General features: G+C 65.7%; 22 protein-coding genes and 1 pseudogene. 12 read left to right on the forward strand and 11 right to left on the reverse strand.

Annotated features, from left to right (window positions below):
- Nucleotides 1-176 precede the first annotated feature (176 nt).
- From NG701_RS21260 to NG701_RS20780, 3 genes are all read right to left on the reverse strand, one after another.
- Entirely contained in the window at nucleotides 177-1,427 is a 1,251-nt protein-coding gene (locus tag NG701_RS21260; protein WP_252570512.1) for an ABC transporter permease, read from the reverse strand.
- Between the two features lie 8 nt (nucleotides 1,428-1,435).
- The gene (locus tag NG701_RS20775; RefSeq protein WP_252570514.1) at nucleotides 1,436-1,762 is read right to left on the reverse strand and encodes an FtsX-like permease family protein; all 327 of its coding nucleotides are present in this window, start codon (nucleotides 1,760-1,762) and stop codon (nucleotides 1,436-1,438) included.
- 159 nt (nucleotides 1,763-1,921) lie between these two features.
- On the reverse strand, nucleotides 1,922-2,695 hold the full coding sequence (locus tag NG701_RS20780) for an oxygenase MpaB family protein (protein WP_252570516.1): 774 nt from the start codon (nucleotides 2,693-2,695) through the stop codon (nucleotides 1,922-1,924).
- A 142-nt stretch (nucleotides 2,696-2,837) separates the two neighbouring features.
- Here NG701_RS20780 and NG701_RS20785 point away from each other — a divergent pair, with 142 nt between their 5' ends.
- From NG701_RS20785 to nboR, 10 genes are all read left to right on the forward strand, one after another.
- Nucleotides 2,838-3,122 carry a DUF427 domain-containing protein gene (locus NG701_RS20785; protein WP_252570517.1) on the forward strand — a complete coding sequence of 95 codons (285 nt, stop codon included), beginning with the start codon at nucleotides 2,838-2,840 and terminating at the stop codon, nucleotides 3,120-3,122.
- A gap of 378 nt (nucleotides 3,123-3,500) precedes the next feature.
- Complete coding sequence (uraD, locus tag NG701_RS20790) at nucleotides 3,501-3,998, forward strand: 2-oxo-4-hydroxy-4-carboxy-5-ureidoimidazoline decarboxylase (RefSeq protein ID WP_252570519.1); 498 nt, start codon at nucleotides 3,501-3,503, stop codon at nucleotides 3,996-3,998.
- A complete protein-coding gene (uraH, locus tag NG701_RS20795) occupies nucleotides 3,995-4,336 on the forward strand; it encodes a hydroxyisourate hydrolase (protein WP_252570521.1) in 342 nt (113 codons plus the stop codon). The genes uraD and uraH overlap by 4 nt, the downstream gene beginning before the upstream one ends.
- A gap of 395 nt (nucleotides 4,337-4,731) precedes the next feature.
- Nucleotides 4,732-6,072 carry an MFS transporter gene (locus NG701_RS20800; protein WP_252570523.1) on the forward strand — a complete coding sequence of 447 codons (1,341 nt, stop codon included), beginning with the start codon at nucleotides 4,732-4,734 and terminating at the stop codon, nucleotides 6,070-6,072.
- Between the two features lie 103 nt (nucleotides 6,073-6,175).
- Nucleotides 6,176-6,859, forward strand: a complete 684-nt coding sequence (locus NG701_RS20805) for a GntR family transcriptional regulator (protein ID WP_104060664.1) — start codon at nucleotides 6,176-6,178, stop codon at nucleotides 6,857-6,859.
- Nucleotides 6,856-7,662 (forward strand): aspartate/glutamate racemase family protein, encoded by an 807-nt coding sequence (locus tag NG701_RS20810; RefSeq protein WP_252570525.1) that lies wholly within the window; start codon nucleotides 6,856-6,858, stop codon nucleotides 7,660-7,662. The genes NG701_RS20805 and NG701_RS20810 overlap by 4 nt, the downstream gene beginning before the upstream one ends.
- 10 nt (nucleotides 7,663-7,672) lie before the next feature.
- Nucleotides 7,673-9,115 (forward strand): amidohydrolase family protein, encoded by a 1,443-nt coding sequence (locus NG701_RS20815; protein WP_252570527.1) that lies wholly within the window; start codon nucleotides 7,673-7,675, stop codon nucleotides 9,113-9,115.
- A 7-nt stretch (nucleotides 9,116-9,122) separates the two neighbouring features.
- Nucleotides 9,123-9,854, forward strand: a complete 732-nt coding sequence (locus NG701_RS20820) for a maleate cis-trans isomerase family protein (protein ID WP_252570529.1) — start codon at nucleotides 9,123-9,125, stop codon at nucleotides 9,852-9,854.
- A gap of 211 nt (nucleotides 9,855-10,065) precedes the next feature.
- Nucleotides 10,066-12,831: a pyruvate dehydrogenase (acetyl-transferring), homodimeric type gene (aceE, locus tag NG701_RS20825; protein ID WP_252570605.1), complete on the forward strand. Its 2,766-nt coding sequence runs from the start codon at nucleotides 10,066-10,068 to the stop codon at nucleotides 12,829-12,831.
- Nucleotides 12,832-12,914: 83 nt separating this feature from the next.
- Entirely contained in the window at nucleotides 12,915-13,523 is a 609-nt protein-coding gene (gene nboR / locus NG701_RS20830; RefSeq protein WP_252570531.1) for a nicotine blue oxidoreductase, read from the forward strand.
- Here the strand turns inward: nboR and NG701_RS20835 are convergent.
- The 3 genes from NG701_RS20835 to merA form a co-directional block, all read right to left on the reverse strand.
- Nucleotides 13,520-14,143, reverse strand: coding sequence for a Pr6Pr family membrane protein (locus NG701_RS20835; RefSeq protein WP_252570532.1), 624 nt, complete (start codon nucleotides 14,141-14,143; stop codon nucleotides 13,520-13,522). The genes nboR and NG701_RS20835 overlap by 4 nt on opposite strands.
- Nucleotides 14,144-14,393: 250 nt before the next feature.
- Complete coding sequence (locus tag NG701_RS20840; RefSeq protein ID WP_308291958.1) at nucleotides 14,394-15,092, reverse strand: helix-turn-helix transcriptional regulator; 699 nt, start codon at nucleotides 15,090-15,092, stop codon at nucleotides 14,394-14,396.
- 187 nt (nucleotides 15,093-15,279) lie between these two features.
- A complete protein-coding gene (merA, locus tag NG701_RS20845; protein WP_104060622.1) occupies nucleotides 15,280-16,722 on the reverse strand; it encodes a mercury(II) reductase in 1,443 nt (480 codons plus the stop codon).
- Nucleotides 16,723-16,997: 275 nt separating this feature from the next.
- Here merA and NG701_RS20850 point away from each other — a divergent pair, with 275 nt between their 5' ends.
- Both NG701_RS20850 and NG701_RS20855 read left to right on the forward strand, forming a co-directional pair.
- The gene (locus NG701_RS20850; protein ID WP_252570607.1) at nucleotides 16,998-17,387 is read left to right on the forward strand and encodes a heavy metal-responsive transcriptional regulator; all 390 of its coding nucleotides are present in this window, start codon (nucleotides 16,998-17,000) and stop codon (nucleotides 17,385-17,387) included.
- Between the two features lie 269 nt (nucleotides 17,388-17,656).
- Complete coding sequence (locus NG701_RS20855; RefSeq protein WP_252570536.1) at nucleotides 17,657-18,337, forward strand: haloacid dehalogenase type II; 681 nt, start codon at nucleotides 17,657-17,659, stop codon at nucleotides 18,335-18,337.
- 130 nt (nucleotides 18,338-18,467) lie between these two features.
- Here the strand turns inward: NG701_RS20855 and NG701_RS20860 are convergent, their stop codons facing one another.
- The 5 genes and pseudogenes from NG701_RS20860 to NG701_RS20880 all read right to left on the reverse strand — a co-directional run.
- Nucleotides 18,468-19,016, reverse strand: coding sequence for a carboxymuconolactone decarboxylase family protein (locus NG701_RS20860; RefSeq protein WP_252570538.1), 549 nt, complete (start codon nucleotides 19,014-19,016; stop codon nucleotides 18,468-18,470).
- 82 nt (nucleotides 19,017-19,098) lie between these two features.
- Nucleotides 19,099-19,398, reverse strand: coding sequence for a DUF427 domain-containing protein (locus NG701_RS20865; protein ID WP_252570540.1), 300 nt, complete (start codon nucleotides 19,396-19,398; stop codon nucleotides 19,099-19,101).
- Nucleotides 19,395-20,183: a Crp/Fnr family transcriptional regulator gene (locus NG701_RS20870; protein ID WP_219816384.1), complete on the reverse strand. Its 789-nt coding sequence runs from the start codon at nucleotides 20,181-20,183 to the stop codon at nucleotides 19,395-19,397. Before NG701_RS20870 ends, NG701_RS20865 begins: the two co-directional genes overlap by 4 nt.
- Nucleotides 20,180-20,632 carry a hypothetical protein gene (locus NG701_RS20875; protein ID WP_104060624.1) on the reverse strand — a complete coding sequence of 151 codons (453 nt, stop codon included), beginning with the start codon at nucleotides 20,630-20,632 and terminating at the stop codon, nucleotides 20,180-20,182. The genes NG701_RS20870 and NG701_RS20875 overlap by 4 nt, the downstream gene beginning before the upstream one ends.
- A 436-nt stretch (nucleotides 20,633-21,068) precedes the next feature.
- Nucleotides 21,069-21,346 (reverse strand): annotated as a pseudogene (locus tag NG701_RS20880) (dihydroxy-acid dehydratase domain-containing protein); the annotation flags it as partial.

Genomic DNA, 21,346 nt, shown 5'->3' on the forward strand with positions numbered 1-21,346 from the left:
GGGTTTCTGCGTTGATTCCGCCCGCGAAGCGCGCAGGCGGGTGCGTGAAAAGACTTCCCGGCGCGGAATAACGTGCAGCAGCCCTGCGGTTTCGGCGCAATGAACAGCGAGTGGCCGGCCAAGCAAAACGGACGACGGCGGGAGGTCCCGCCGTCGTCCGCTAACCTTCCGATTCGCTACTCGGAGCGCAGCACCGCTGCCACCGGCAAGCGGCGCGCCCTGCGGGCCGGGACGAGCGCGCCGAGAAACGTCACGGCGAGAGCTCCGGCCACGATCAGGACAACGCTCCTGACGTCGAGAATCCCGACGTCCACGACGAACCCGGAGACTACTCCGATGCCGTCGTTGATGACTTTCTCCTGCATCCACAGGCCCAGTGGTATCCCCACGGCTGTGGCCGCAACGGTCAGTATTCCTGCGAAGGTGAAGACCATGCCGGTGATCTGTGCCCCGGTCATGCCAAGCGTCTTGAGGATAGCGGTATCGCGCAGCCGTTCCCGCATGGCCAGCAGCGTCGTGTTGAACGTTCCCACTACGGCCAACAGGACGATCACCGCCGACAAACCGCCAATGGTGCGGTCGATCGGAGTCATGTCTGCTTCGTAACCGAGGAAGGTCGCCAGCATCAAATCGCCTGCCCGGGCGTTGAGTGAATCCACGAACTCCTGATGGCTCACGCTTTCCTTCAGCCGGAGGAGATGCGTATCAGGCTGCATGTGGGGTGTCGCGGCGGCCAGGGTACTCCAGTCGACGCGGAACCCGCGGACGTCGATATCGTTCATCAGGCCCACCACCGTAAGCCTCATCTCCGTGCCGCTGACAGTTCCCCTCACGGTGTCGCCCAGCTTTATACCGAGCTCCTTGGCGGTGAAGGCGTTCATGACGGCCTCCCCCGGTGCGGCGAACCAGCGGCCCTTGGCGGCACGGAATCCCATGGCCTCGGCGTCACCATGCACGCCCATGACAGCGAGTGCCTTGGCTTGGCCAGGCATGACGTAACGGGCTCCGGAGGTCTTTACAGAGAAGGCGATCTCCGGACGTTGGGAAAGAAGTGACTGCACTTGATCAGGTGAGCCGCCGGGTGCTTTGAACACGGTGACGTCCTGCGCCCCGCCCCAGGTGCCCCGGTCCTTGATGAATCCATCCATGGTGGGGCCAAACGTGGCCGCGAACGTCAGTGCAGCCATGCACGCTGCGACCGCACCGACCGTGAGCAGTGCCCGCACCGGACGGTCAACCACGGCAGCGGCGCCGAGCCCGAAGTGCCTGGGCAGGCCCATCCGGACGATCACTGAGCTCCGCCGGGACAGTTTCCCAAGGCCCGGCGAGCGGCCCCGGCTGATGGCGGTCGCCGCACTCAATCGAGCCGCCCGCAGGCCGGGCATGGCCGCGGCAGCCACCACCAGCAGCATGAATCCGGCAGCCACGAGCAGGATCAGCGGCGGGTTGAGCGCCGAAGGCGCCGGCAGGCCCAGCTGAATCGCCGATTCGCCCAGGAGTATGCACCGCCCAGGATTCCCAACGGCAGCCCGAGCAGGGCCCCGATTCCTGCCGGCACGCCAACCTGGGCCACAAGGAGACCCATGACCTGCCAGGGTGTGCAGCCCAGGGCCTTCGCCACGCCGAAGTCGCGGTAGCCCGCGAGTACGGTGCCCGTGATCACGCTGGCAATGGTCAGGGCGACGGCGATCAGGATTACGATCGCGAAGCCGTAGACGATACCTCCGAACGCCGCGACAGACCAGTTGGAACCGCTGCGCATGTCCTGCCAGCTCAGGGGCTCAGTTGACTGGGCCCCTGGAGCCAGGGCCGCCCCGATCCTTTCCTTAGCCGCCGCGACCCCGTTGTCGGAGACATCCCCGGATACAAGCGGGTTACGTGACGGACGACGGCAAGGACCTCCCGCCGTCGTCCGGTTGCGTTAAGCCGTGCGGAGCCGGCCGAGGCAGTAGTTCTTGACGCAGTGCCGGACCGGCCGCGGCAGCCGTGGATACACCAGGGCGGACCACCGGGTGGTGCGGTCGAACAGGCGGCTGTGGCGGTCGCTCCACGGCAGCCCGAAGCCGGCGCGCAAGTGGTCCGGCAGCAGCCCGGCGGTGATGAACCGGATCAGGGGCATGCTCATCCGCAGCCAGAGCGGCCCGGCCGGCGGGTACAGGAGGTCGCGGCCGACGCCGGCGGTGACGGCGTCCAGCTCCAGTGTCAGAAGGGACGTGTCCCAGTACGTCCTGAAGGCTGCGCGGTCGGCCGGCCACAGGTTCGCCGGCAGTTGCAGGACGGTGCCGATTCTTGCGTAGTCGCTGTACATTAGGTCGGCTGCCTCGTCGTCCAGCGGGCCGTAGATTTTCTCGTAGACGGTGATGGCTGTGTCGTACAGGGTGGCCACCACCCATAATTGCGCCTGGGCATCGAACGCGCTGTACCCGTGGGAGCCGGATTCGGGCTTGCGGCGGACCGTGGAGTGGGCCCGGTTGACGCTGCGGCGAACGGCCGCGACCTGGGCCTCTGTTCCGTAAACGACCGCGTAGACGTAGGTGACGGTAGCCCGGAAGCGGTCCAGGGGACGGGCAATAAAGTCACTGTGCTCGGCGACGCCATGGCCCACCGCGGGGTTCGCGATCTGCAGCAGGATGGCGCGGCCCGCCCCTGCGAGCAATACACCTTCAGCGCCGATGTCGGCCAGGTTCCGCACCATGGACCCACGATACCGGAGAAGACCACCGCGCCCGGAGGCAGCATTCCCGAAGGTGCTCGGGAACAAAGCACACCGCACGGGCCGTTGACATACCTGCGACCCGCCGTCCGCACAGCAGGCGGCCCCTAGAGAACGGAACCACATGGTCAGGGCTATCTGGAACGGAAAAGTCATTGCCGAGTCCGCGGACACGGTGGTAGTGGAAGGCAACCACTACTTCCCCCGCGACGCCGTCAATGCGGGCTACCTCAAGGACAGCGACATGTACTCCGTCTGCCCGTGGAAGGGCCAGGCCGGCTACCACACCCTGGAAGTGGACGGGAAGCTGAACGTCGATGCCGCCTGGTTCTACCGCGAACCCAAGACTCGGGCGAAGCCCATCGAGAACCGGATCGCCTTCTGGCGCGGCGTGACTATCGAGGAGTAGCCCCGAACTTCACGAGTAATTTCGTACGGATCAACGGGACCGCCACTATGCTGGGCAGACCATCAAAGGAGGTGGCATGGCAGCACGAGGGGGACTGTTGGAATCAGATTCTGGCGACAGGGAGTTTCCCCGCATCCGCCGTTCGTCCAGCGGGCGCATTCCGCAGTGGGCAATCGATGAGGCACTGGGCAAGCCGCCAGCGCCCGAGCCGTCCGCTTCTGTTTGGGCGTGACCCAGGCAGCGTCCCGACAGTTGACACCCGCCGGTGCGTGCGGTTGACTTTTGCATATGCTGAAATAACAGTTCCATGATGCGGAATAAAGTATCCGCATAGCCCTACACCGTGGATGCCAGCATCAAAACACGAGGATCTGTTTTATGCACCTTGAACAGTTCAACACGGCCGGCCGCCCGGAGGCTACCGATTTCCTGCGCCCCTGCCTGGACATCGAACGCTGGATCGACGAGCTCGCCGACGCGCGGCCCTATTCCACCTTCCACGCGCTCCTGGCGGCGGGCCGCAGCGCAGCCAACCCCTTCACGCCGGCGGAGATCGAAGCGGCCCTCGCCCACCATCCGCGGATCGGCGAGCGGGCGCAGGGCGACAGCGCGGAGGCCAGACTGTCGCAGTCGGAACAGGCCGGACTGGGCGTGGCCGACGCTGCCGTGGCCGAGGCCCTGGCAGAAGGCAACCAGGCCTACGAGGAGAAGTTCGGGCAGGTGTTCCTGATCCGCGCCGCCGGCCGCAGCCGCGAGGAGATCCTGGCCGCCCTCAACACCAGGCTCGCCCACACCCCCGAAGCAGAACAATCAATCATTGGCCAGCAGTTGCGGGAAATCGCAGCGCTCCGACTCGAAGGACTGATGGGCAGATGAGCACCTCCCACGTCACCACCCATGTACTCGATACAGGCTCCGGAAAACCGGCGGCCGAGGTCCGGGTAACCCTCCATGTGCTCGACGGCGAGCGCTGGGTCCGGATCGCCGGGGGCGCCACCGATGCGGACGGGCGCATCAAACAGCTGGGACCGGACCGACTGCCTTCGGGGACCTACCGCCTGGCCTTCGACACGGGCAAATACTTCGCCGCCACCGCCACCGAAACGTTCTTCCCCGAGGTGACCCTCACGTTTGGCGTGGTGGAATCGGAGGCCCACTACCACGTGCCGCTCCTGCTGAGCCCGTTCGCCTACTCCACGTACCGGGGCAGCTGAGCCCCCCGGCCCCTGCCGGAAATTGCCATGACAGAAAGGGTCCGCGGCGACGCCGCGGGCCTTTTCGCGCGCCCATTGCCCGGCTCCTCAACGTCTCCACGTCGGCCGCAACCACGCCGCCAGCCGGAACGCCGGCAGCGGTCACAATCGGTTATTTGGCCCGGGTGGGCCATAACGGACCAAATTCCTTGACAGTGGTCCGGGTCACTTCTATTCTAAATTTTGGGATCCCAAATTGGGATCCCAAAAGATCGCGATCCGGATCCCAGGCCACAGTTCATAGCCCGGCTTCTCCGGATTTAGGCTCCAGGACGCCCCACCAGCCGGCCTCCTGCCCCGCGGACACCCAAGCCTTTCTTCCCGTCTGCAATCTCCCTCTCTGCAAAGGAGAAGTTGTGTCTATTCAAAATACTGAAACCGCTGTACCGCTCCCCGACGACAAAACCGGCAAGGGCGGCGTGCAACGTCGCACCAACGTCCGCTGGAAAATGTTCCTGCTCCTGCTGGTCCTCGTCGCCGTCAACTACATCGACAGGGGCTCCATCTCGGTGGCCCTCCCCATCATCCAGAAGGAATTCAATCTCGCCCCCGAGCTCGTGGGCCTCCTGCTCTCGGCCTTCTTCTGGACCTACGCGCTCATGCAGATCCCGGTCGGCTGGCTGATCGACAAGTTCGGTCCGCGCAAGGTCATGACGGCTTCCTGCGTGGGCTGGGGTGCGGCAACCGCCGCATCCGGCCTGGCCGGCGGCTTCCTGAGCATGTTCATCGCCCGGCTCGGCATCGGCGTCACCGAAGCCGGCGTGATGCCGGCCGGCGGCAAGCTCAACGCCATCTGGATGCACAAGTCGGAACGCGGCCGCGGCGCCACGATCCTGGACGCCGGCGCCCCCCTCGGGGCCGGTCTGGGCGGCATCCTGATCGCCGGGCTCATCGCGTCAACCGGCAGCTGGCGCACGGCGTTCATCATCGCCGGCGCCGCAACGGTCCTCATGGGTCTGGCCGTCTGGTGGTACGTCCGGGACAACCCGCGCCAGCACCGCGGCGTCAACGCCGCCGAGGCCGAATACATTGAGGCCTCGCACGCCGCCGAAGATGCCGAAGCCGCGAAGGAAGGCGCCTCGGGCAAGCGCGCCCTGCTCCCGTACCTGAAGTTCCGTTCCTTCTGGGCCATGTGCTTCGGCTGGCTGGGCTTCAACGGTGTGTTCTACGGCCTGCTCACCTGGGGCCCGCTCTACCTCGCCCAGGCCAAGGGCTTCGACCTGAAGACCATCGGCTGGTCCACCTTCGTGATCTTCGGAGCCGGCTTCGTCGGTGAAATCCTGGGCGGCCACATCGCCGACAAGTGGCGCAACTCCGGCGCCTCGGCCAACTTGGTCATGCGTACCCTGCTGGGCATCTCCAGCATTGTGGTCATCGGCGGCCTGGTAGGCGTCACCATCGTGGCGGATCCGACGACGGCGGTAGTCCTGCTGTCCGTGGTCATGTTCTTCCTCCGCTGGGTGGGCCTCTTCTGGAGCATCCCCTCCATCCTGGGCGGCCGGACCAATGCCGGCGTCCTGGGCGGCGCCATGAACTTCAGCGGCAACATCGCGGGCTTCGTCACCCCGATTGTGGTAGGCCTGATTGTCGGGGCCACGGGCTCCTACACCTGGGCACTGCTGTACTTTGTAGGATCCGCGGTCATCATGGGCGTCTCCGTGCTGACACTGAACTACAACAAGCGCCTCCCGGTCTAACTCGCCTGACCGGGCCGGCCCGACGGCCTGTACCGCCGAAAGGTCGGACACCGGCCGGGAACGCCGGGCGCACTGCCTGAAAGAACCACGAATGGAGCCAGAATTGCTTATCGCAGAAGACACGAACAACACGGACCGCCCCCTCCGGGAGACCGTGCGTGACACGCTCCGTACGAGGATTTTCGAAGGCCACTATGCGCCCGGCACCCGGCTGGTGGAGCGGGACCTCGCCGCCGAATTCAACGTCTCGCGCCTTCCCGTCCGCGAGGCCCTCCGGATGCTCCGCCAGGAAGGCCTGATCCGGGACCGTGCTTCCCGCGGCATGGAGGTCAGCGGACTGAGCGCCAAGGATGTGGAAGACCTCTTTGACGTCCGCCAGTCCCTTGAGGTCCTCGCCTGCCGGCTGGCCGCGGCCCGCGCCACGGCCCAGGACCTCGAACAACTCCAGGGCCTGCTGGACGAGGCCGACCGCTGCCTCGCCAAGGGATCCATCCTGGAAGCCCACCGCGCCAACAGCGAATTCCACGACGCCATCACCCGCATCGCCAACAACGACTTTCTCCGCTCAGCGCTGGAACCCCTTCAGGGCCGCATGCACTGGCTCTTCCGCCACGTCAGCGACCTCCCGGAACTGATCCAGGAACACCGTGACCTGTACGCCGCCATCGCCAGCGGCGACCCGGAACGCGCCGCCGCCCAATCGGCGTCGCACATCGGCAAGTACCGCGAGCAGTTCCCCGAAGACTCCACCGCCGCCGAGCCCAAGCTGCATCGGAAAAAACCATGAAACTCCTGGTCATCAACCCCAACACCAGTGCCGACGTCACGGCGCTGATCGAAGCCGAGGCCGTGCGTTCGGCCGGGCCGGACACCGAGCTGCTCGTGCGGACTGCCGGGCACGGCGTCGAGTACATCGAAACCCGCTTCGAATCCCTCATCGCCGCCGGCGCCGTCGCCGAAATCATCGCCGAGTATCACGGCCAGGTGGATGGCGTCGTGGTGGCGGCGTTCGGCGATCCCGGCATGCCGGCCCTCAAGGAACTGGTGGATGTGCCGGTCATCGGCATCACCGAGGCCGCCCTCTGCGCAGCCGCCCTCCAGGGCCAGCGCTTCTCCATCATCGCCATCTCGGACCGCATCACCGCCTGGTACCGGGACTGCGTGGAGCACTTCGGGCTCGGCGGCCGCCTGGCCTCGATTCGTTCCATCAACCAGAGCCTCAACTCGATCGGCTCCGTCCAGGCCGACTTCAAGGACACGCTCCTGGCACTCAGCCGGCAGGCTGTCGCGGAGGACGGGGCCGACGTCGTGATCCTGGCAGGTGCCCCGCTCGCCGGGCTCGCCCGCGAACTTGAGGGACAGATCCCCGTTCCCGTGGTGGACGGCATCTCCGCCGGCATCCGGATGACCGAAGCCGTGGTTGCCCTGCAGTCCGGCTTCCACCGGCAGGGCGCCTTTGCTCCGCCGCCCGTCAAGCGCCGCAGCGGACTGTCCGAAAACCTCGACGCCGCCCTATCCGACGCGCAGAACGCCGCCGCCCAGTCGAACGCCGCCGTTATCTCGGCCGCCCGGCCCGCCACCCAGAAGTAGGAGGACAACGATGTCCCACACCCCAGATCTCGTCGTCGCCCACGGCACCGTGGTCAACAGCTTTGGCCGCCAACAGGCCCATATTGTGGTCCGGGACGGCCGCATCGTGCAGCTGCTCGACGCCTCCGAACCCGTGCCCGCAGCAACACGCACTGTGGACGCAAGCGGCCAGCTGGTGATTCCCGGCGGCGTGGATGGCCACTGCCACGTGGCCCAGGTGACCGGCCGCTTCCGCACCCTGGACGACTACCGCACCACTTCCACGGCAGCGCTGTGGGGCGGCACCACCACCATCATCGATTTCGGCATACCGCGCGACGCCCAGGAAACCCCCTTGGACGCCGTCCTGAACAAGAAGCGCCTGGCCGCCGAATCGCGCTGCGACGTGGCACTGCACGGCTCCGTGGTCAGCTGGGACGAGACCGTGCCGTGGCAGCTGGAGCAGCTCGCCGCGGAGGGTGTGCGCTCCGTGAAGATGTACACCACCAACCGCGGCTCCACCATGGCCGACGGCGACACCATCCTCAAGGTTATGCGCGAAATGGTCCGCCTGGACGGCCTCACATACATTCATGCCGAGCACGACCCCATCATTGCCGACTGCACTGAGCAGCACGCCGCGGACGGACGCATCGCCATCGAGCACCTGCACCGGACCCGCCCCGAGCTGGCCGAGGAAATCTCCGTCAAGGAAACCCTCGCCATGGCCGAATACACCGGGGCGCCGGTCTACTTCGTGCACCAGTCGACTCCCGGAGCCGTGGACCTGGTCTCCGATGCCCGCAGCCGCGGCCAGGAAGCCTACTCCGAAACATGCCCGCACTACCTGAGCCTGGATGACACCGTCTACAGCAGCACGTTCCCTGAGTGGTACGCCTGCTGCCCGCCCATGCGCAGCGCCGAAACCGTGGCCGCCCTCAAGGAACGCCTCGCAGCCGGGGCCATCCACACCGTAGCCTCGGACCACTCCTGCTACGACCTCTCGCAGAAACGCGAGCGCACGGACGACGTCCGCTTCATGCCGCACGGCCTGCCCGGCGTCGAGACCCGCATGCCGGTGACCTTCACGGCGCTTTCCTCGGCCGGCGGCTCTGTGGAGGACTTCGTGGAGGTCTTCTCCGCGGGTCCTGCCCGGATCAATGCCCTGCCGCGCAAGGGCGCCATCGTGGAAGGGTTCGACGCCGATCTGATCGTCTTCGATCCCGCTACGGAGCGCGTCGTCAACGGCGGTGCACTGCACATGGGCACTGACTTCTCGCCCTTCGAGGGGAAGACCCTGCACGGCTGGCCGGCCGTCGTCGTCTCCGCCGGACGCGTGGTGGTGGACGACGCCGGGTTCCAGGATCCCGGCCCCGTGGGCCGCTTCGTGGCCCGCAACGGCTTCACCGAACACCGCGATGCCCTGTCCCCGCTGACCCCTGCAGCGCCCGCCACCGTCACGATTTCTGCCTAGGAGCCCCATGCCTTCCGCCAACCGCCCCATCCGCATCGGCATGATCGTGCCCTCCTCCAACACGTGCCTGGAGCCGCAGAGCTACCGCATCCTGGGTGACCGCCGCGACGTCTCGCTGCACTTCACCCGCATCAATGTCACCCGCATCGCGCTGGATGATTCCTCGGACAAGCAGTTCGACGCCGCCGGGATGCACGCCGCCGCGGAACTGCTCGCAACGTCGGACGTGGACGTCATCGCCTGGAACGGAACCTCCGGATCCTGGCTCGGCGCCGACCATGACCGCCGGCTCGTGCAGGGAATCACGGACGCCACGGGCATCCCGGCCACCACGTCCACCCTGGCGTACATGGAGGCGTTCAAGTCCTTCGGCACCGAACGCATCGGGCTGTTCACTCCATACACCGGGGACGTCAACGAGGCCGTGATCGAGTCCTACGCGCAGGCTGGCGTCAAGACCATCGACCACCGGCACCTGGACCTGAGCGACAACGAGTCCTTCGCCTCGGTGACCGATGCCGAGATGCTGCCGGGCTCGCTGGAACTCGCAGCCTCGAATCCGGATGCTCTGATCTACCTGTGCACCAACCTGTACGGTGCCAACATCACGGCCGAAGTGGAGGAGCGAACCGGTGTACCGGTCCTGGACTCCGTGGCCGTCACGCTGTGGCATTGCCTCAAGATGGCGGGCGCACCGCTGCTGGACCCGCGCTGGGGCAGGCTCCTTACCTCTTCCTGAAAAAGCAACGCGGGGTCAGATACAGCCGATTCTAGGCGTCTTAATGGGCCGTATCTGACCCCGCGTTGCTGGTGGCTCCGTTAGCAGCCAAATGTGACCGTCCGCTCGCCTTGACGCGCGGATGGTCGCCTAGATAATCTCGAGATGCAATAAAGTTTTCTCACACAATGAAAACTTGAGCCAACTATTCAACGATGAAAAGAGGTTGGACGTGGCTGCAGGAGAAGAGACCTCCCATATCCTCAGCGGGTTGACAAACCAGCTGCCTGATCGTGATCCGGAAGAGACCGCCGAATGGCTGGAGTCCCTGGATGCCCTGATTCAGGAACAGGGCACCGAGCGTGCCCAATACATCATGCGGAGCCTGCTCCAGCGCGCCGGCGCGCAGAGCGTGGGCGTGCCGATGGTGACCACCACGGACTACGTGAACACCATCCCGGTGGACCAGGAAACGGCGTTCCCGGGGGACGAAGAGATCGAACAAAAGTACCGGGCGTACATGCGCTGGAACGCCGCCATCATGGTGCACCGGGCGCAGCGCGCCGATATTGGCGTAGGCGGGCACATCTCCACCTACGCCGGTGCCGCCACCCTGTACGAGGTGGGCTTCAACCACTTCTTCCGCGGCAAGGACCACCCCGGCGGCGGTGACCAGGTCTTCTTCCAGGGCCATGCCTCCCCCGGCATGTACGCCCGCGCGTTCATGGAAGGCCGGCTCGCCGAGGAGGACCTGGACGGATTCCGGCAGGAAAAGTCCAAGGAAGGCCACGCCCTCTCCTCCTACCCCCACCCGCGCCTGATGCCGAAGTTCTGGGAGTTCCCCACGGTCTCGATGGGCATCGGTCCGATGAACGCGATCTACCAGGCCCAGTCCAACCGGTACCTGCACAACCGCGGCCTCAAGGACACCTCGGACCAGCAGGTCTGGGCATTCCTGGGCGACGGCGAAATGGACGAGCCCGAGTCCCGCGGCCTGCTCCAGCTCGCCGCGAACGACAAGCTCGACAACCTGAACTTCGTCATCAATTGCAATCTCCAGCGCCTGGACGGTCCCGTCCGCGGCAACGGCAAGATCATGCAGGAACTCGAAGCGTTCTTCCGCGGCGCGGGCTGGAACGTCATCAAGGTCGTCTGGGGCCGGGAGTGGGATGACCTGCTCACCAAGGACGCCGACGGCTCGCTCGTGAAGATCATGAACGAGACCCCGGACGGTGACTACCAGACCTACAAGGCAGAGTCCGGCGGGTTCGTCCGCGAGCACTTCTTCGGTAAGACCCCGCAGACCAAGGACATGGTCGCGGACCTCTCCGATGACGAGATCTGGAACCTCAAGCGCGGCGGCCACGACTACCACAAGGTCTACGCCGCCTATAAGGCTGCCACCGAGTTCAAGGGCAAGCCCACCGTGATCCTGGCCAAAACGGTCAAGGGCTACGGACTCGGACCCCATTTCGAGGGCCGCAACGCGACCCACCAGATGAAAAAGCTCACCCTCGATAACCTGAAGAAGTTCCGCGACCACCTCCGGATCCCCATCACGGACGAACAGCTCGACGCGGACCTCTACCGGCCCCCGTACTACCACCCCGGCATGGACTCCCCCGAGATCCAGTACCTTATGGAACGCCGCCGCGCCCTGGGCGGTTTCGTCCCCGAACGCCGGCCGGACCACTCGCCGGTGGAGCTGCCGGACGCCAAGACCTACGAGGTTGCCAAGCGCGGTTCCGGGAAGCAGCAGGCGGCCACCACCATGACCTTCGTGCGCCTGCTCAAGGACCTGCTCAGGGATAAGAAGTTCGGGCACCGCATTGTCCCCATCGTTCCGGATGAGTCCCGAACCTTCGGCATGGATGCGTTCTTCCCCACGGCCAAGATCTACAACCCGGACGGCCAGGCCTATCTCTCCGTGGACCGGGACCTGGTCCTGGCCTACAAGGAATCGGCCCAGGGCCAGCTGATCCACCCCGGCATCAACGAAGCAGGCGCGGTCGCGGCGTTCACCGCCGCCGGCACCGCCTACGCCACCCACGGCGTACCGCTGATCCCGGTCTACGTGTTCTACTCCATGTTCGGCTTCCAGCGCACCGGCGACGCCTTCTGGGCCGCCGCGGACCAGATGACCCGCGGCTTCATCATCGGCGCCACCGCCGGGCGCACCACCCTGACCGGCGAAGGCCTCCAGCACGCCGACGGCCACTCCCCGATCCTGGCCTCGACCAACCCGGCCGTCCTCACTTACGACCCCGCGTACGGGTACGAGATGGGCCACATCATCCGGGACGGCATCGAGCGCATGTACGGTCCGGCCGCAAGCGGCGAAGGAACCGGACCTGCATCCGATAAAAACCTGATGTACTACATCACGGTGTACAACGAGCCGATCTCCCAGCCGGCCGAACCTGAGAACCTCGACGTCAACGGTGTGCTGAAAGGCATCTACCGGGTGTCGGCGTCGGGCATGGAAGGGCCCAAAAGCCAGATCCTGGCCTCCGGCGTCTCCGTCCCGTGGGCCCTGGATGCCCAGCGGATCCTCGCCGAGGACTGGGGTGTCTCCGCCGACGTCTGGTCCGTCACGTCCTGGAACGAACTGCGCCGCGACGGGCTCGCCGCCGAGGAAGAGGCCTTCCTGAATCCGGGCCAGCCCGCCCGCGTACCGTTCGTCACGCAGCAGCTCGCCGATGCGCAGGGGCCCGTGGTGGCGGTGACCGACTACATGAAGGCCGTCCCGGACCAGATCCGCCAGTTCCTCCCGCACCAGTTCGCCTCGCTCGGAGCCGACGGCTTCGGCTTCTCCGACACCCGCGCGGCAGCCCGCCGCTTCTTCAAGAACGACACCCACTCGATTGTGGTGAAGACCCTGCAGCTGCTCGCTTCGCGCGGCGAGGTGGACAGCGGCGTGCCCGCCTACGCGATGGACCGCTACAAGCTCCTGGACGTCAACGCCGGGACCACCGGAGGCGCCGGAGCCGACTCCTGACCCCTTCATCCAGACAACAGTTGACGGCAGTGTTCCCGTGGAACACTGCCGTCAACTGTCATGTGGCTGGATAGGCTGGGGCGATGGCTGACCTGGACAAACAACGCACGACGGCGGTGCTGCTTGCCGCCGGTGCCGGGACGCGGCTGGGGCTCGGCCCCAAAGCGTTACTCCGGTTCCAGGGCCGTACGCTCGTTGAAGTCCTGGCCGACGTGCTGCTCGACGGCGGCTGCTGGGAGGTGGTGACGGTGCTCGGCGCGGACGCGGGAACGGTCCGCGCCGCCACCGATCTCAGCCGGCACCGGGTCATCGACAACCCGGACTGGGCCAGTGGAATGGGCAGTTCGTTCCGGGCGGGAGTCGCCGCAGCAGCCCCGGAGGACCATGTGCTCATTGCGCTGGTGGACCAGCCCGGCCTGACCACCGAGACCGTCGCCCGGTTGCTGGCATCCCACCGACCAGGCCGGGTGACGGCCGCCGCCTACCGTGGCCCCGAAGGAAAACTCCGGCGGGGACATCCGCTGCTTCTGGATTCCAGCCTCCGCGCTGAGGCCGCAGAAATGGCAACGGGCGACGCCGGCGCCCGCTATTTCCTCCAGGCCCATCCCGAACTGATAGACCTCATCGATTGCAGTGACCTCTCCGGCGGCGAAGACCTCGACTCCCCCGAACAGCTGCACCTCCTCGACTAGTAATCCACCTGCCGCTTGAGCTTGTTGCCGAGCCACAGCATCGCCAGGCTCACTACTAGGAAGCCGACGGAAATGGCGAGGGCAAACACCGCCACCCCGCCCCAGCCACCTGCCCGTGCGGGGTCGACGAACCAGTACGCGTACCAGTTCACCAAGGCCCCGCGGACCAGGCTGTAGGCCAGGTAGCCGACGGGGTAGAGCAGCCAGTACCAGATGTGCTTGACCGTGAGCGTGGCCCGCGGCGGTTGGAAGAGCCAGTCCACCACCATGACCACCGGGATCAGGTAATGCACCACGAAGTTGACCCACGGCAGCAGCGAGCCGAGATCTTCCCCGGCGAGCAGTGCACCGAACACGAGTCCCACCACGGCCATGGCGATGGTTGCCGTGCCGCGCGTGACGTCGTCGATTTCGCTGGGGCGTTTGCGGATCAGCACCCTGTAGCCGCTGATGAGAAGCACCAACGCAGCGAAGATGTTGGACAGATTAGTGAAGTAGCTGAAGAAGTTCCAGACGTCGTAGCCCATGCCCAAATGAACTGTCAGCTGTGTTCCCACCGCCACCAACGTCAAAAGGCCAAAGAAAAAGCGTCCCCCGATAAGCACAGTTCTCTTGGTCATAGCCCCAATCCTTGCCGAATCCCCAGCTCAGACGCGGTTCGACACTCCGCAGTTGAATGGGCGCTACGTGATCGGCAGCTCGAGCGCCTCGGCCACGTGGCCTACTTCGCGTACCGAGAATCCTTCCGTAACAGGGTCCCTGTTGGCTGGAAAGGCCGGCAGTATGGTGTGGGTAAAGCGAGCCGGTGGGAACAGATGGCCCACGTTGGTGTTCTCTAGCTGTACTGACCGGAGACGTTGATTTAGTGGCTCACTCGCCACGACCGTGTACCGGTCTGGCGTTCGCTGGGGGTTCTCCGACCTCGTGGATGGTGTGGCCGCTGCAGGCCGCCTTAGTTACGGTGGCCTGCTCGATGCGCGACACGATAAACCATCGCATTGCGTCGCGCATTCGGCACCATCCAATTAAGTACCACTGGCCGTTCGTGGAGGCGAACAGCACGGGCTCGACGTCACGGGTGGTCGTGGTCCCGTCTCTCGATGTGTAGCGAATACGGATTACTCGCTGCTCGGCCATCGCCTCCTCCAGTGCCGACTTAATCGCGCGCGAGGACGAGGGAAGCGCGTTGACCCACACACGGCGGGCCAGCTCGTCAGCTCTTGCTCGGGTTCTGGGATCGAGGACGTCCAGGATCTTCTGGATACCGGCTGCTGCCAGATCAGCGTAGGGGGCATCAGACGCAGCGGACACAGCCGCCATGAGCGCCACAGCCTGCGCCGGAAACAGGCTGACGGGTGGCAGGGACGCGCCGATAGCCAATCCGTAGCCACCGCCCGGACCTGGGCGCGACCATAGAGGCGCACCGCTGTTCTCCAGCGCATCGAGGTCTCTCTTGATTGTGCGCACGGACACCTCGAACTCTCTCGCCAACCGTTCGGCGGAGACCCCCCGCGCGCCGCTGCGGCGCAACATCTCTGATAGAGCATGGAGCCGTTCTGCTCGCTTCACTGCTCAGACCCAGGCAAATTCATGATGTCAGTTTCAGAAGACGTCTGCACGGAATGTCAGAAGTCGTCTGCACTGCTCGTCCAGGCAGGGGCAGCGAGGGTGCGGGGACGATGCCGGTTTCCTGTGAGGTCTGACGGTCGATGAAGTCGTGCTCCGAGGTCTTCATCCGCGTGGAGGGGCAGGGCGGTCAGGAGGCGCAGCAGGAGAGTTTGGAGACATCCGTGGTGTAGGACTGGGCGGCGATCTTGATCCCTTCGGCCATCGTCAGGTAGGGGCTCCACAGGTTCGCGACCTGGTCCACTGTCATCCCGGCTTCCAGGATATAAACACCGGCCGCCGCGAGGTCTCCGCCGTCCTTGGCGACGGCGGTGATTCCCACGATCCGTCCGGTGTCGGCGTCGGCGACCATCTTGATGAAGCCACGGGTGTCCCGGTTCACCAGGGCCCGGGGCACGTACTCCAGGGGCAGGACCCTGCATTCGCACCGGATGCCGGCCTCGTTGGCTTCCTTGTCCGTCATCCCGACCGCGGCCAGGGCCGGGCTGGTGAAGGTGACCCGGGGCAGGTGCCGGTAGTCCACCTCGCGGCCGGCGTTGTTGAACGCGTTCTCCACCATCAGGGAGCCGTGGGCGGCTGCGACGTAGACGAATTCGCGGTGCCCGGTCACGTCCCCGGCGGCCCAGATCCGGTCGTTGGAGCTGGCAAGCTGGCCGTTGACCAGGATCTCGCCGCCGTCCCCGGTCTTGACGCCGACCGCACCCAGGTTCAAGCCCTCGGTGACCGGCCGGCGTCCGGTGGCGACCAGCACCCTGGTGGCCCGGAATTCCTCCTGCCCTCCGGAGACGGCCGCCGTCGCGATGATCCCGCCGGTGGCCGGGTCCGTGCGCACGGAAGACACGGCCGTCCGGCGGACCACGCGGATACCCTCGTCGGCGAAGACGCCCATCAGGGCGTGGGAGGCCTCGGGTTCCTCCGCGGAGGCCAGGCGGGAGCGGACCAGCATGGTGACCTTGGACCCGAGCCGGGCGAAGAGCTGGGCCTGTTCCAGGGCCACGTAGCCGCCGCCGATGACCAGCAGGGAGTCAGGGACCTCCTCGAGTTCCATCGCCGTGGTTGAGGTCAGGTATTCCGTGTCCGCCAGACCCTCGATCGGTGGCGCCCACGGGGCGGAGCCGGTGGCCACCAGATAGTGCGCGGCCCGGACCGATTCCGGAGCGCCGTCCTGTCCGGTGATTTCCAGGACCGGATCGTTCTGGGTGCCGGCGAACACGGCATCGCCCTGGCGCAGCTCCCAGCCGTACTCAGCGATCAGGTCCACGTACTTATCCGAACGCATCGTCTCCACCAGGGAACGCTTCCCGCCGATCAGCCCGGCCATGTCGACCGGGGCGGCGGAGGTGCTGATGCCGGGGAACCGGCCGGACGCGTCCAGGGCAACATGCCGGGCCTCGGCCGCCGCGAGGAGCGCTTTGGAGGGAACACAGCCGGTGTTCACGCACGTGCCGCCGACGGTGGAACGCTCGATCATCAGGACCCGTTTGCCCAGGTTGGTCGCCCGGATCGCGGCCGCGAACGCCCCGCCGCCGGAGCCGATGATGGCCAGATCAAAATCAGGTGTCTGTTCAGACATGAAATCCTCCAAAGTCGTACAGCAGCGCCGCCCCCGGAATGCCCGCGACGTTGCCTCGTGTATGGGTGTGACCCCAGTCTGCACCTTCCACCATGGGGGAAGGTCAAGAGACCCATCCGCCACCGGCCCGGAACCGCGGAGCCCTCACCCGGGCCTAATGCGCTTGGAAAAGATGGGGCTTTCCCCGGCCCGGTTGGTAACCGATCCTTTAGCTGCTCCTTACCTTCCACTAAACTGGAAGGTTAAGAGGGAAACCCCGGGACAAGAGGTACATGATGCGTATTGGCGAAACCGCCGCAGCCGCCGGCATGACGGCCAAGACACTGCGGTTCTACGAGGACCGCGGCCTGTTGCCGGCCGCCGACAGGGCCCCGAACGGATACCGCGACTACCCCCACGAGACGGTCAGCCGGCTCGAATTCATCCGCCGCGGCCGCACCGCCGGGCTGACCCTGGCCCAGATCGGAGACATCCTCGCCGTCCGGGACATCGGCCAGGCCCCCTGCATCCACGTGAAGGATCTGTTGGCCAAACAGCTCCGCGACCTCGACGCCCGGATCGCAGAACTCACCGCGCTGCGGACAACCGTCGCCGAATTTCATGACGCCGCGGCCGCGGGGGACCCCGCAGCCTGCGACCCCGAACGCATCTGCAGCTACCTCTAACGAGAGCCAAGGCCAATGCCAGTTCTTCGCTACTGAATTCCCAAGTGCCATCTACCTCGTCGGGGACGGCGAAAACAGGGCGTCCGGGATCGGTGCGCGGCCCAAGCAGTTTTTCGACAAGGAAATTGGCGGAATACCTGCGCTGACAGCTTCCGGGAACACCGGGCCCCGATACGCCCCGGTTAGTCGGGCCAGTGGTTCCCTCTCTTTTCTTTCCGGATGGCGGCAGACTTGCACCGGAGACCTACACGCGACCACAAGGAGAATCCATGAGCACCGCCATCTCAGTCGTTGTCTTTGATGTCAACGAAACCCTGTCAGATATGTCGCCCATGGGGGAACGCTTCAGCGAGGTCGGGGCGCCGGCTGAGCTGGCGAAACTCTGGTTCGCCACGCTGCTGCGTGACGGCTTCGCGCTGGCGGCCAGCGGAGACAACGGATCGTTCGCCGCCCTCGGGGCTGGCGCACTCCGGGGACTTCTGACCGGGGTGGAGCTTAACCGCCCTCTTGATGCGGCGGTCGACCATGTCATGGGCGGCCTGGCCGGCCTCGGGGTACATTCCGATGTCCCCGAGGGGATTAGAGCCCTCGCCGCTGCAGGGTTCCGGCTGATTACGCTAAGCAACGGCTCGGCCCGGATCGCCGAGCAATTGTTCAGCGAGGTCGGGATCCGGGATGCGTTTGAGTCGCTGCTTTCGGTCGAAGGCGCTCCCGCATGGAAGCCTGCCCGGGCCTCCTATGAATATGCCGCCGCTGCTTCCGGGGCCGACCCGGCCGGCATGCTGCTGGTCGCCGTGCATCCGTGGGATATCCACGGCGCCGCCCGTGCCGGGTTGCGCACGGCGTGGCTGAACAGGACCGGGGGTAGCTACCCGGGCTACTTTGAGGCTCCTGAATTCACAGTTACCGCCCTGACCGACCTTCCCGCGGCCCTGGCAGCAGCGCACTGACGACGACCGTGGCCGCCGTCCGGAGGGGGCCGGCTGCGGGTAACCGCCGCGCCCTGCCGCCCCCTGCTGGTTAAAGGTGAAACCGCAGACCGGGTGAAGGGACCGATGCTCCTTCCACCTTCCACGGGTCTCAGGCGGTGAGTTCCGGGACTGCGGGAAGGTCCAGTTCCGTGCCGGCGTAGTGGTTGAAGTAGTTGGTGAACAGGTTTGCCGCGATGTGGGCGAACGCCTCGGAGAGTTCCTCGGCGCTCCATCCGGCGTCAAGGGCGGCCTGCCAGGTCGCGTCGGAGACGTTCCCGGTCCGGGCCGCGGCTTCACGGGCGACACCGGTGATCGCTGCGAGTTTGTCGTCGAAATCCACTTCACCGGTGCGGACCGCGAGGATCTGCTCATCGTCCAGCCCTGCCCGGCGTGCCGAGAGGGTGTGGGCGGCCTGACAGTAGTCACAGCCGTTCTGGTTTCCGACGGCCAGGGCGATCGCTTCGCGGGTGCGGGCGTCGAAGCTGCCGTGTGCCGCGATGGCGGCGGAGATCCCCTCGTAGGAGGCGATCACGACCGGGGAGTCTGCCATGCCGGCGTGGATGTTCAGCAGCTTGCCCATTTTCTGCTCCAGTTTCCGGGCGATCCCTTGGGAGGCTTCAGGTGCTGTGACTAGGGTGTGGGTGGGAATGCGTGGCATGCGGGTACTCACTTATCTCTGGATTGATTGACAGGACAAAACTTTGGGCGGGGAAGAAGCCAACCGATGCGCAGGGGCACGGTCAGGGATGGTCGTCGCTGACGATGACGCCCCCGCCGGGAGCGAAGGCGACGTGGCCTTTGATCATCCGGGCCAGGGGTGTCGGCCGGGGATAGGACCAAGCGGCGTTCGGTGACCGGTGGCCCCCTGCGCGGACGTGGTGGTAGAAGGCAACACCCTTCCAGAAACAAAGGGTCCGGACCCAACTGTCTTCAAGCGCGTCCGGCACTAGGGATTCCCGGGGGAAGTAGTGGTTGCCTTCCAGATAGACTGTTTGCTCTGAGCGGGCGATCACCTGGCCGTGGAAGGCGGCGGTGATCATGAGGTGCTCCGGGCGGTTTTGTGCAGGATGTCGCGGTCCTGGATGACGATGCGCCCGCGGCCCTGGCGGATGGCTTTTTTGGCTGTGAGCTCACCCATGATCTTGCTGGTGGCCTCCCGGGAGGCGCCCAGGAGACCGGCGAGCTGTTCGTGGGTCAGGTGGATGGTCCGGGCCTGCCCGAAGCGCGGCGGCCCCGCGGCGTCACCGAGTTTGAGAAGGGTGGACGCCACCTGAGCGGCCAGCGGCCGCAGCGCCAAGTCGGTCAGGCGCTCTTCGAGGCGGGCGACCTGTTCGCCCAGGAGCCGGGAGATGCGGATGGCGATGCGGGGATCCGAGAGCAGGAACCGTTCGACTTCATCCACGCTGAGCTGGCAGATCGCCGAGTCTTCGATGGCCTCGGCGTAGTTGTCATACATCCGCTGGCCCACGAGCATCATCTCTCCGAATACCGCGCCCGGTTCCAGGATGGCCATCGTCAGGGCTTTGCCGTCCTCGGCGACCCGGAAAATGCGCACCCGGCCGGATTTGAGGATGAACAGGGCCTTGACGGGCTGGCTTTGGCTGAACAGCAGTTCCCCGCGGCGGAACAGCCGGGCCGGGGCCATGAGGTCCATGGCCTCGATCTCCTGCGCGCTCAGGTCAGCGAACAGATCAACTTCATTCAAACAACTGAAGGGGTCAGCGGGTCCTGCCATCAGCGGGTCGGCCTCTCGTTGCCGCGGGGCCCACGGTCGCAGGTCCCCGGAGACGGTGGCCGCCACATCGACCCGGCAGGTATCGGTCATGCCCGGCTCTTGAGGACGCGGACCGCCACCAGTCCCAGAATAACGCCATAGATCAGGTGGCCCATCAGGCTCATCAGCGCGGTGAGGTCAATGGCGAACAGGGGCATGCCCACCATGACCGGCATGATCATCAGCGGCCCAAGGACCCACCACGTGGCCCCGTAACCGAGCCCGACGAGGGCGCCGCGGCCATACGCGGTTAGGAACCGGTTGCCGAACAGGACCGTCAGGCCCAGCCCGATCAGTACCGAAATCATCAGATGGACGCCGAACCCGACCACGGCCGAGTTGGAGCCGACCATGGACGCGATGACGGGCAGCATGCCCATCATCGCCATGAGAATCCCGAACACGATGCCGCCGGCGATGCCCCCGGCGGCCCCGGCGAGAACGCGCCGGCCGATGCCGGTGTCGGAGGTGTGATGTGAAAGAGCTGGTGCAGAAGCCATGATGGCGACCTTCCATCGAAGAGTTCTTTGCTGACGTCTTCAACGTATGGCCGGTCCGTGCTGCCGTTCAGTAATCTGCGCTACACAGCAGATAAACATCAGGAGCCGCGCCTTCGCCCCGGCGAAGCCAAGGACCTGAATCGGGCGCAGCTGAGCCTGGTTCCACTCACCCTTCCCGCCAGACCCATCAGTCCGCTGGCACCCGAGTAGTAGTGCGTCGTCGTTCTTACAAACGAAGGATTTCAAGAACACCTTGAATCGAGAATGGCGGCGATTCCTGCGAGGGACCCGAAGGCGCCCCGTGCTGCGGGAATCCGCCAATGTCATTTTCCGAAGTGGTCTGCGCGGAATTTCAGAAGTCCTCTGCACGCGTCTCCAGCTGGGGTGATTCTCAACGTAGTCACCGTCCGTGGATCTGTAAATGGGTGCTAGTGCTTTACCCGCAGTATGCGCCGGTGGAGGCGCTGTGCACGAGTTTGGCGTACTTTGCGAGCACGCCCTTGGTGAACTTGGCCGGCAGTGGCTCCCAGCCGATCTTGCGGGACTCGAGCTCAGCTTCGTCCACCAGCAGGTCGAAGGTCCGTGCTGCGATGTCCACACGGATGCGGTCCCCGTCCTTGACGAAGGCGATGGGGCCGCCGTCGACAGCTTCCGGTGCCACGTGGCCGATGCAGAGGCCGGTGGTTCCGCCGGAGAAGCGGCCGTCTGTGAGGA

This window comes from Pseudarthrobacter cellobiosi (genome assembly GCF_023913815.1).
GTDB classification, from domain to species: domain Bacteria; phylum Actinomycetota; class Actinomycetes; order Actinomycetales; family Micrococcaceae; genus Arthrobacter; species Arthrobacter cellobiosi.

Excerpts from the sequence above, each read along its gene's own strand:
- NG701_RS20775 (WP_252570514.1), bottom strand. The coding sequence starts at position 1,762 with ATGCGCAGCGGTTCCAACTGGTCTGTCGCGGCGTTCGGAGGTATCGTC.
- NG701_RS20780 (WP_252570516.1), bottom strand. The coding sequence starts at position 2,695 with ATGGTGCGGAACCTGGCCGACATCGGCGCTGAAGGTGTATTGCTCGCA.
- NG701_RS20785 (WP_252570517.1), top strand. The coding sequence starts at position 2,838 with ATGGTCAGGGCTATCTGGAACGGAAAAGTCATTGCCGAGTCCGCGGAC.
- uraD (WP_252570519.1), top strand. The coding sequence starts at position 3,501 with ATGCACCTTGAACAGTTCAACACGGCCGGCCGCCCGGAGGCTACCGAT.
- uraH (WP_252570521.1), top strand. The coding sequence starts at position 3,995 with ATGAGCACCTCCCACGTCACCACCCATGTACTCGATACAGGCTCCGGA.
- NG701_RS20810 (WP_252570525.1), top strand. The coding sequence starts at position 6,856 with ATGAAACTCCTGGTCATCAACCCCAACACCAGTGCCGACGTCACGGCG.
- NG701_RS20815 (WP_252570527.1), top strand. The coding sequence starts at position 7,673 with ATGTCCCACACCCCAGATCTCGTCGTCGCCCACGGCACCGTGGTCAAC.
- NG701_RS20820 (WP_252570529.1), top strand. The coding sequence starts at position 9,123 with ATGCCTTCCGCCAACCGCCCCATCCGCATCGGCATGATCGTGCCCTCC.
- nboR (WP_252570531.1), top strand. The coding sequence starts at position 12,915 with ATGGCTGACCTGGACAAACAACGCACGACGGCGGTGCTGCTTGCCGCC.
- NG701_RS20835 (WP_252570532.1), bottom strand. The coding sequence starts at position 14,143 with ATGACCAAGAGAACTGTGCTTATCGGGGGACGCTTTTTCTTTGGCCTT.
- merA (WP_104060622.1), bottom strand. The coding sequence starts at position 16,722 with ATGTCTGAACAGACACCTGATTTTGATCTGGCCATCATCGGCTCCGGC.
- NG701_RS20850 (WP_252570607.1), top strand. The coding sequence starts at position 16,998 with ATGCGTATTGGCGAAACCGCCGCAGCCGCCGGCATGACGGCCAAGACA.
- NG701_RS20855 (WP_252570536.1), top strand. The coding sequence starts at position 17,657 with ATGAGCACCGCCATCTCAGTCGTTGTCTTTGATGTCAACGAAACCCTG.
- NG701_RS20860 (WP_252570538.1), bottom strand. The coding sequence starts at position 19,016 with ATGCCACGCATTCCCACCCACACCCTAGTCACAGCACCTGAAGCCTCC.
- NG701_RS20865 (WP_252570540.1), bottom strand. The coding sequence starts at position 19,398 with ATGATCACCGCCGCCTTCCACGGCCAGGTGATCGCCCGCTCAGAGCAA.
- NG701_RS20870 (WP_219816384.1), bottom strand. The coding sequence starts at position 20,183 with ATGACCGATACCTGCCGGGTCGATGTGGCGGCCACCGTCTCCGGGGAC.
- NG701_RS20875 (WP_104060624.1), bottom strand. The coding sequence starts at position 20,632 with ATGGCTTCTGCACCAGCTCTTTCACATCACACCTCCGACACCGGCATC.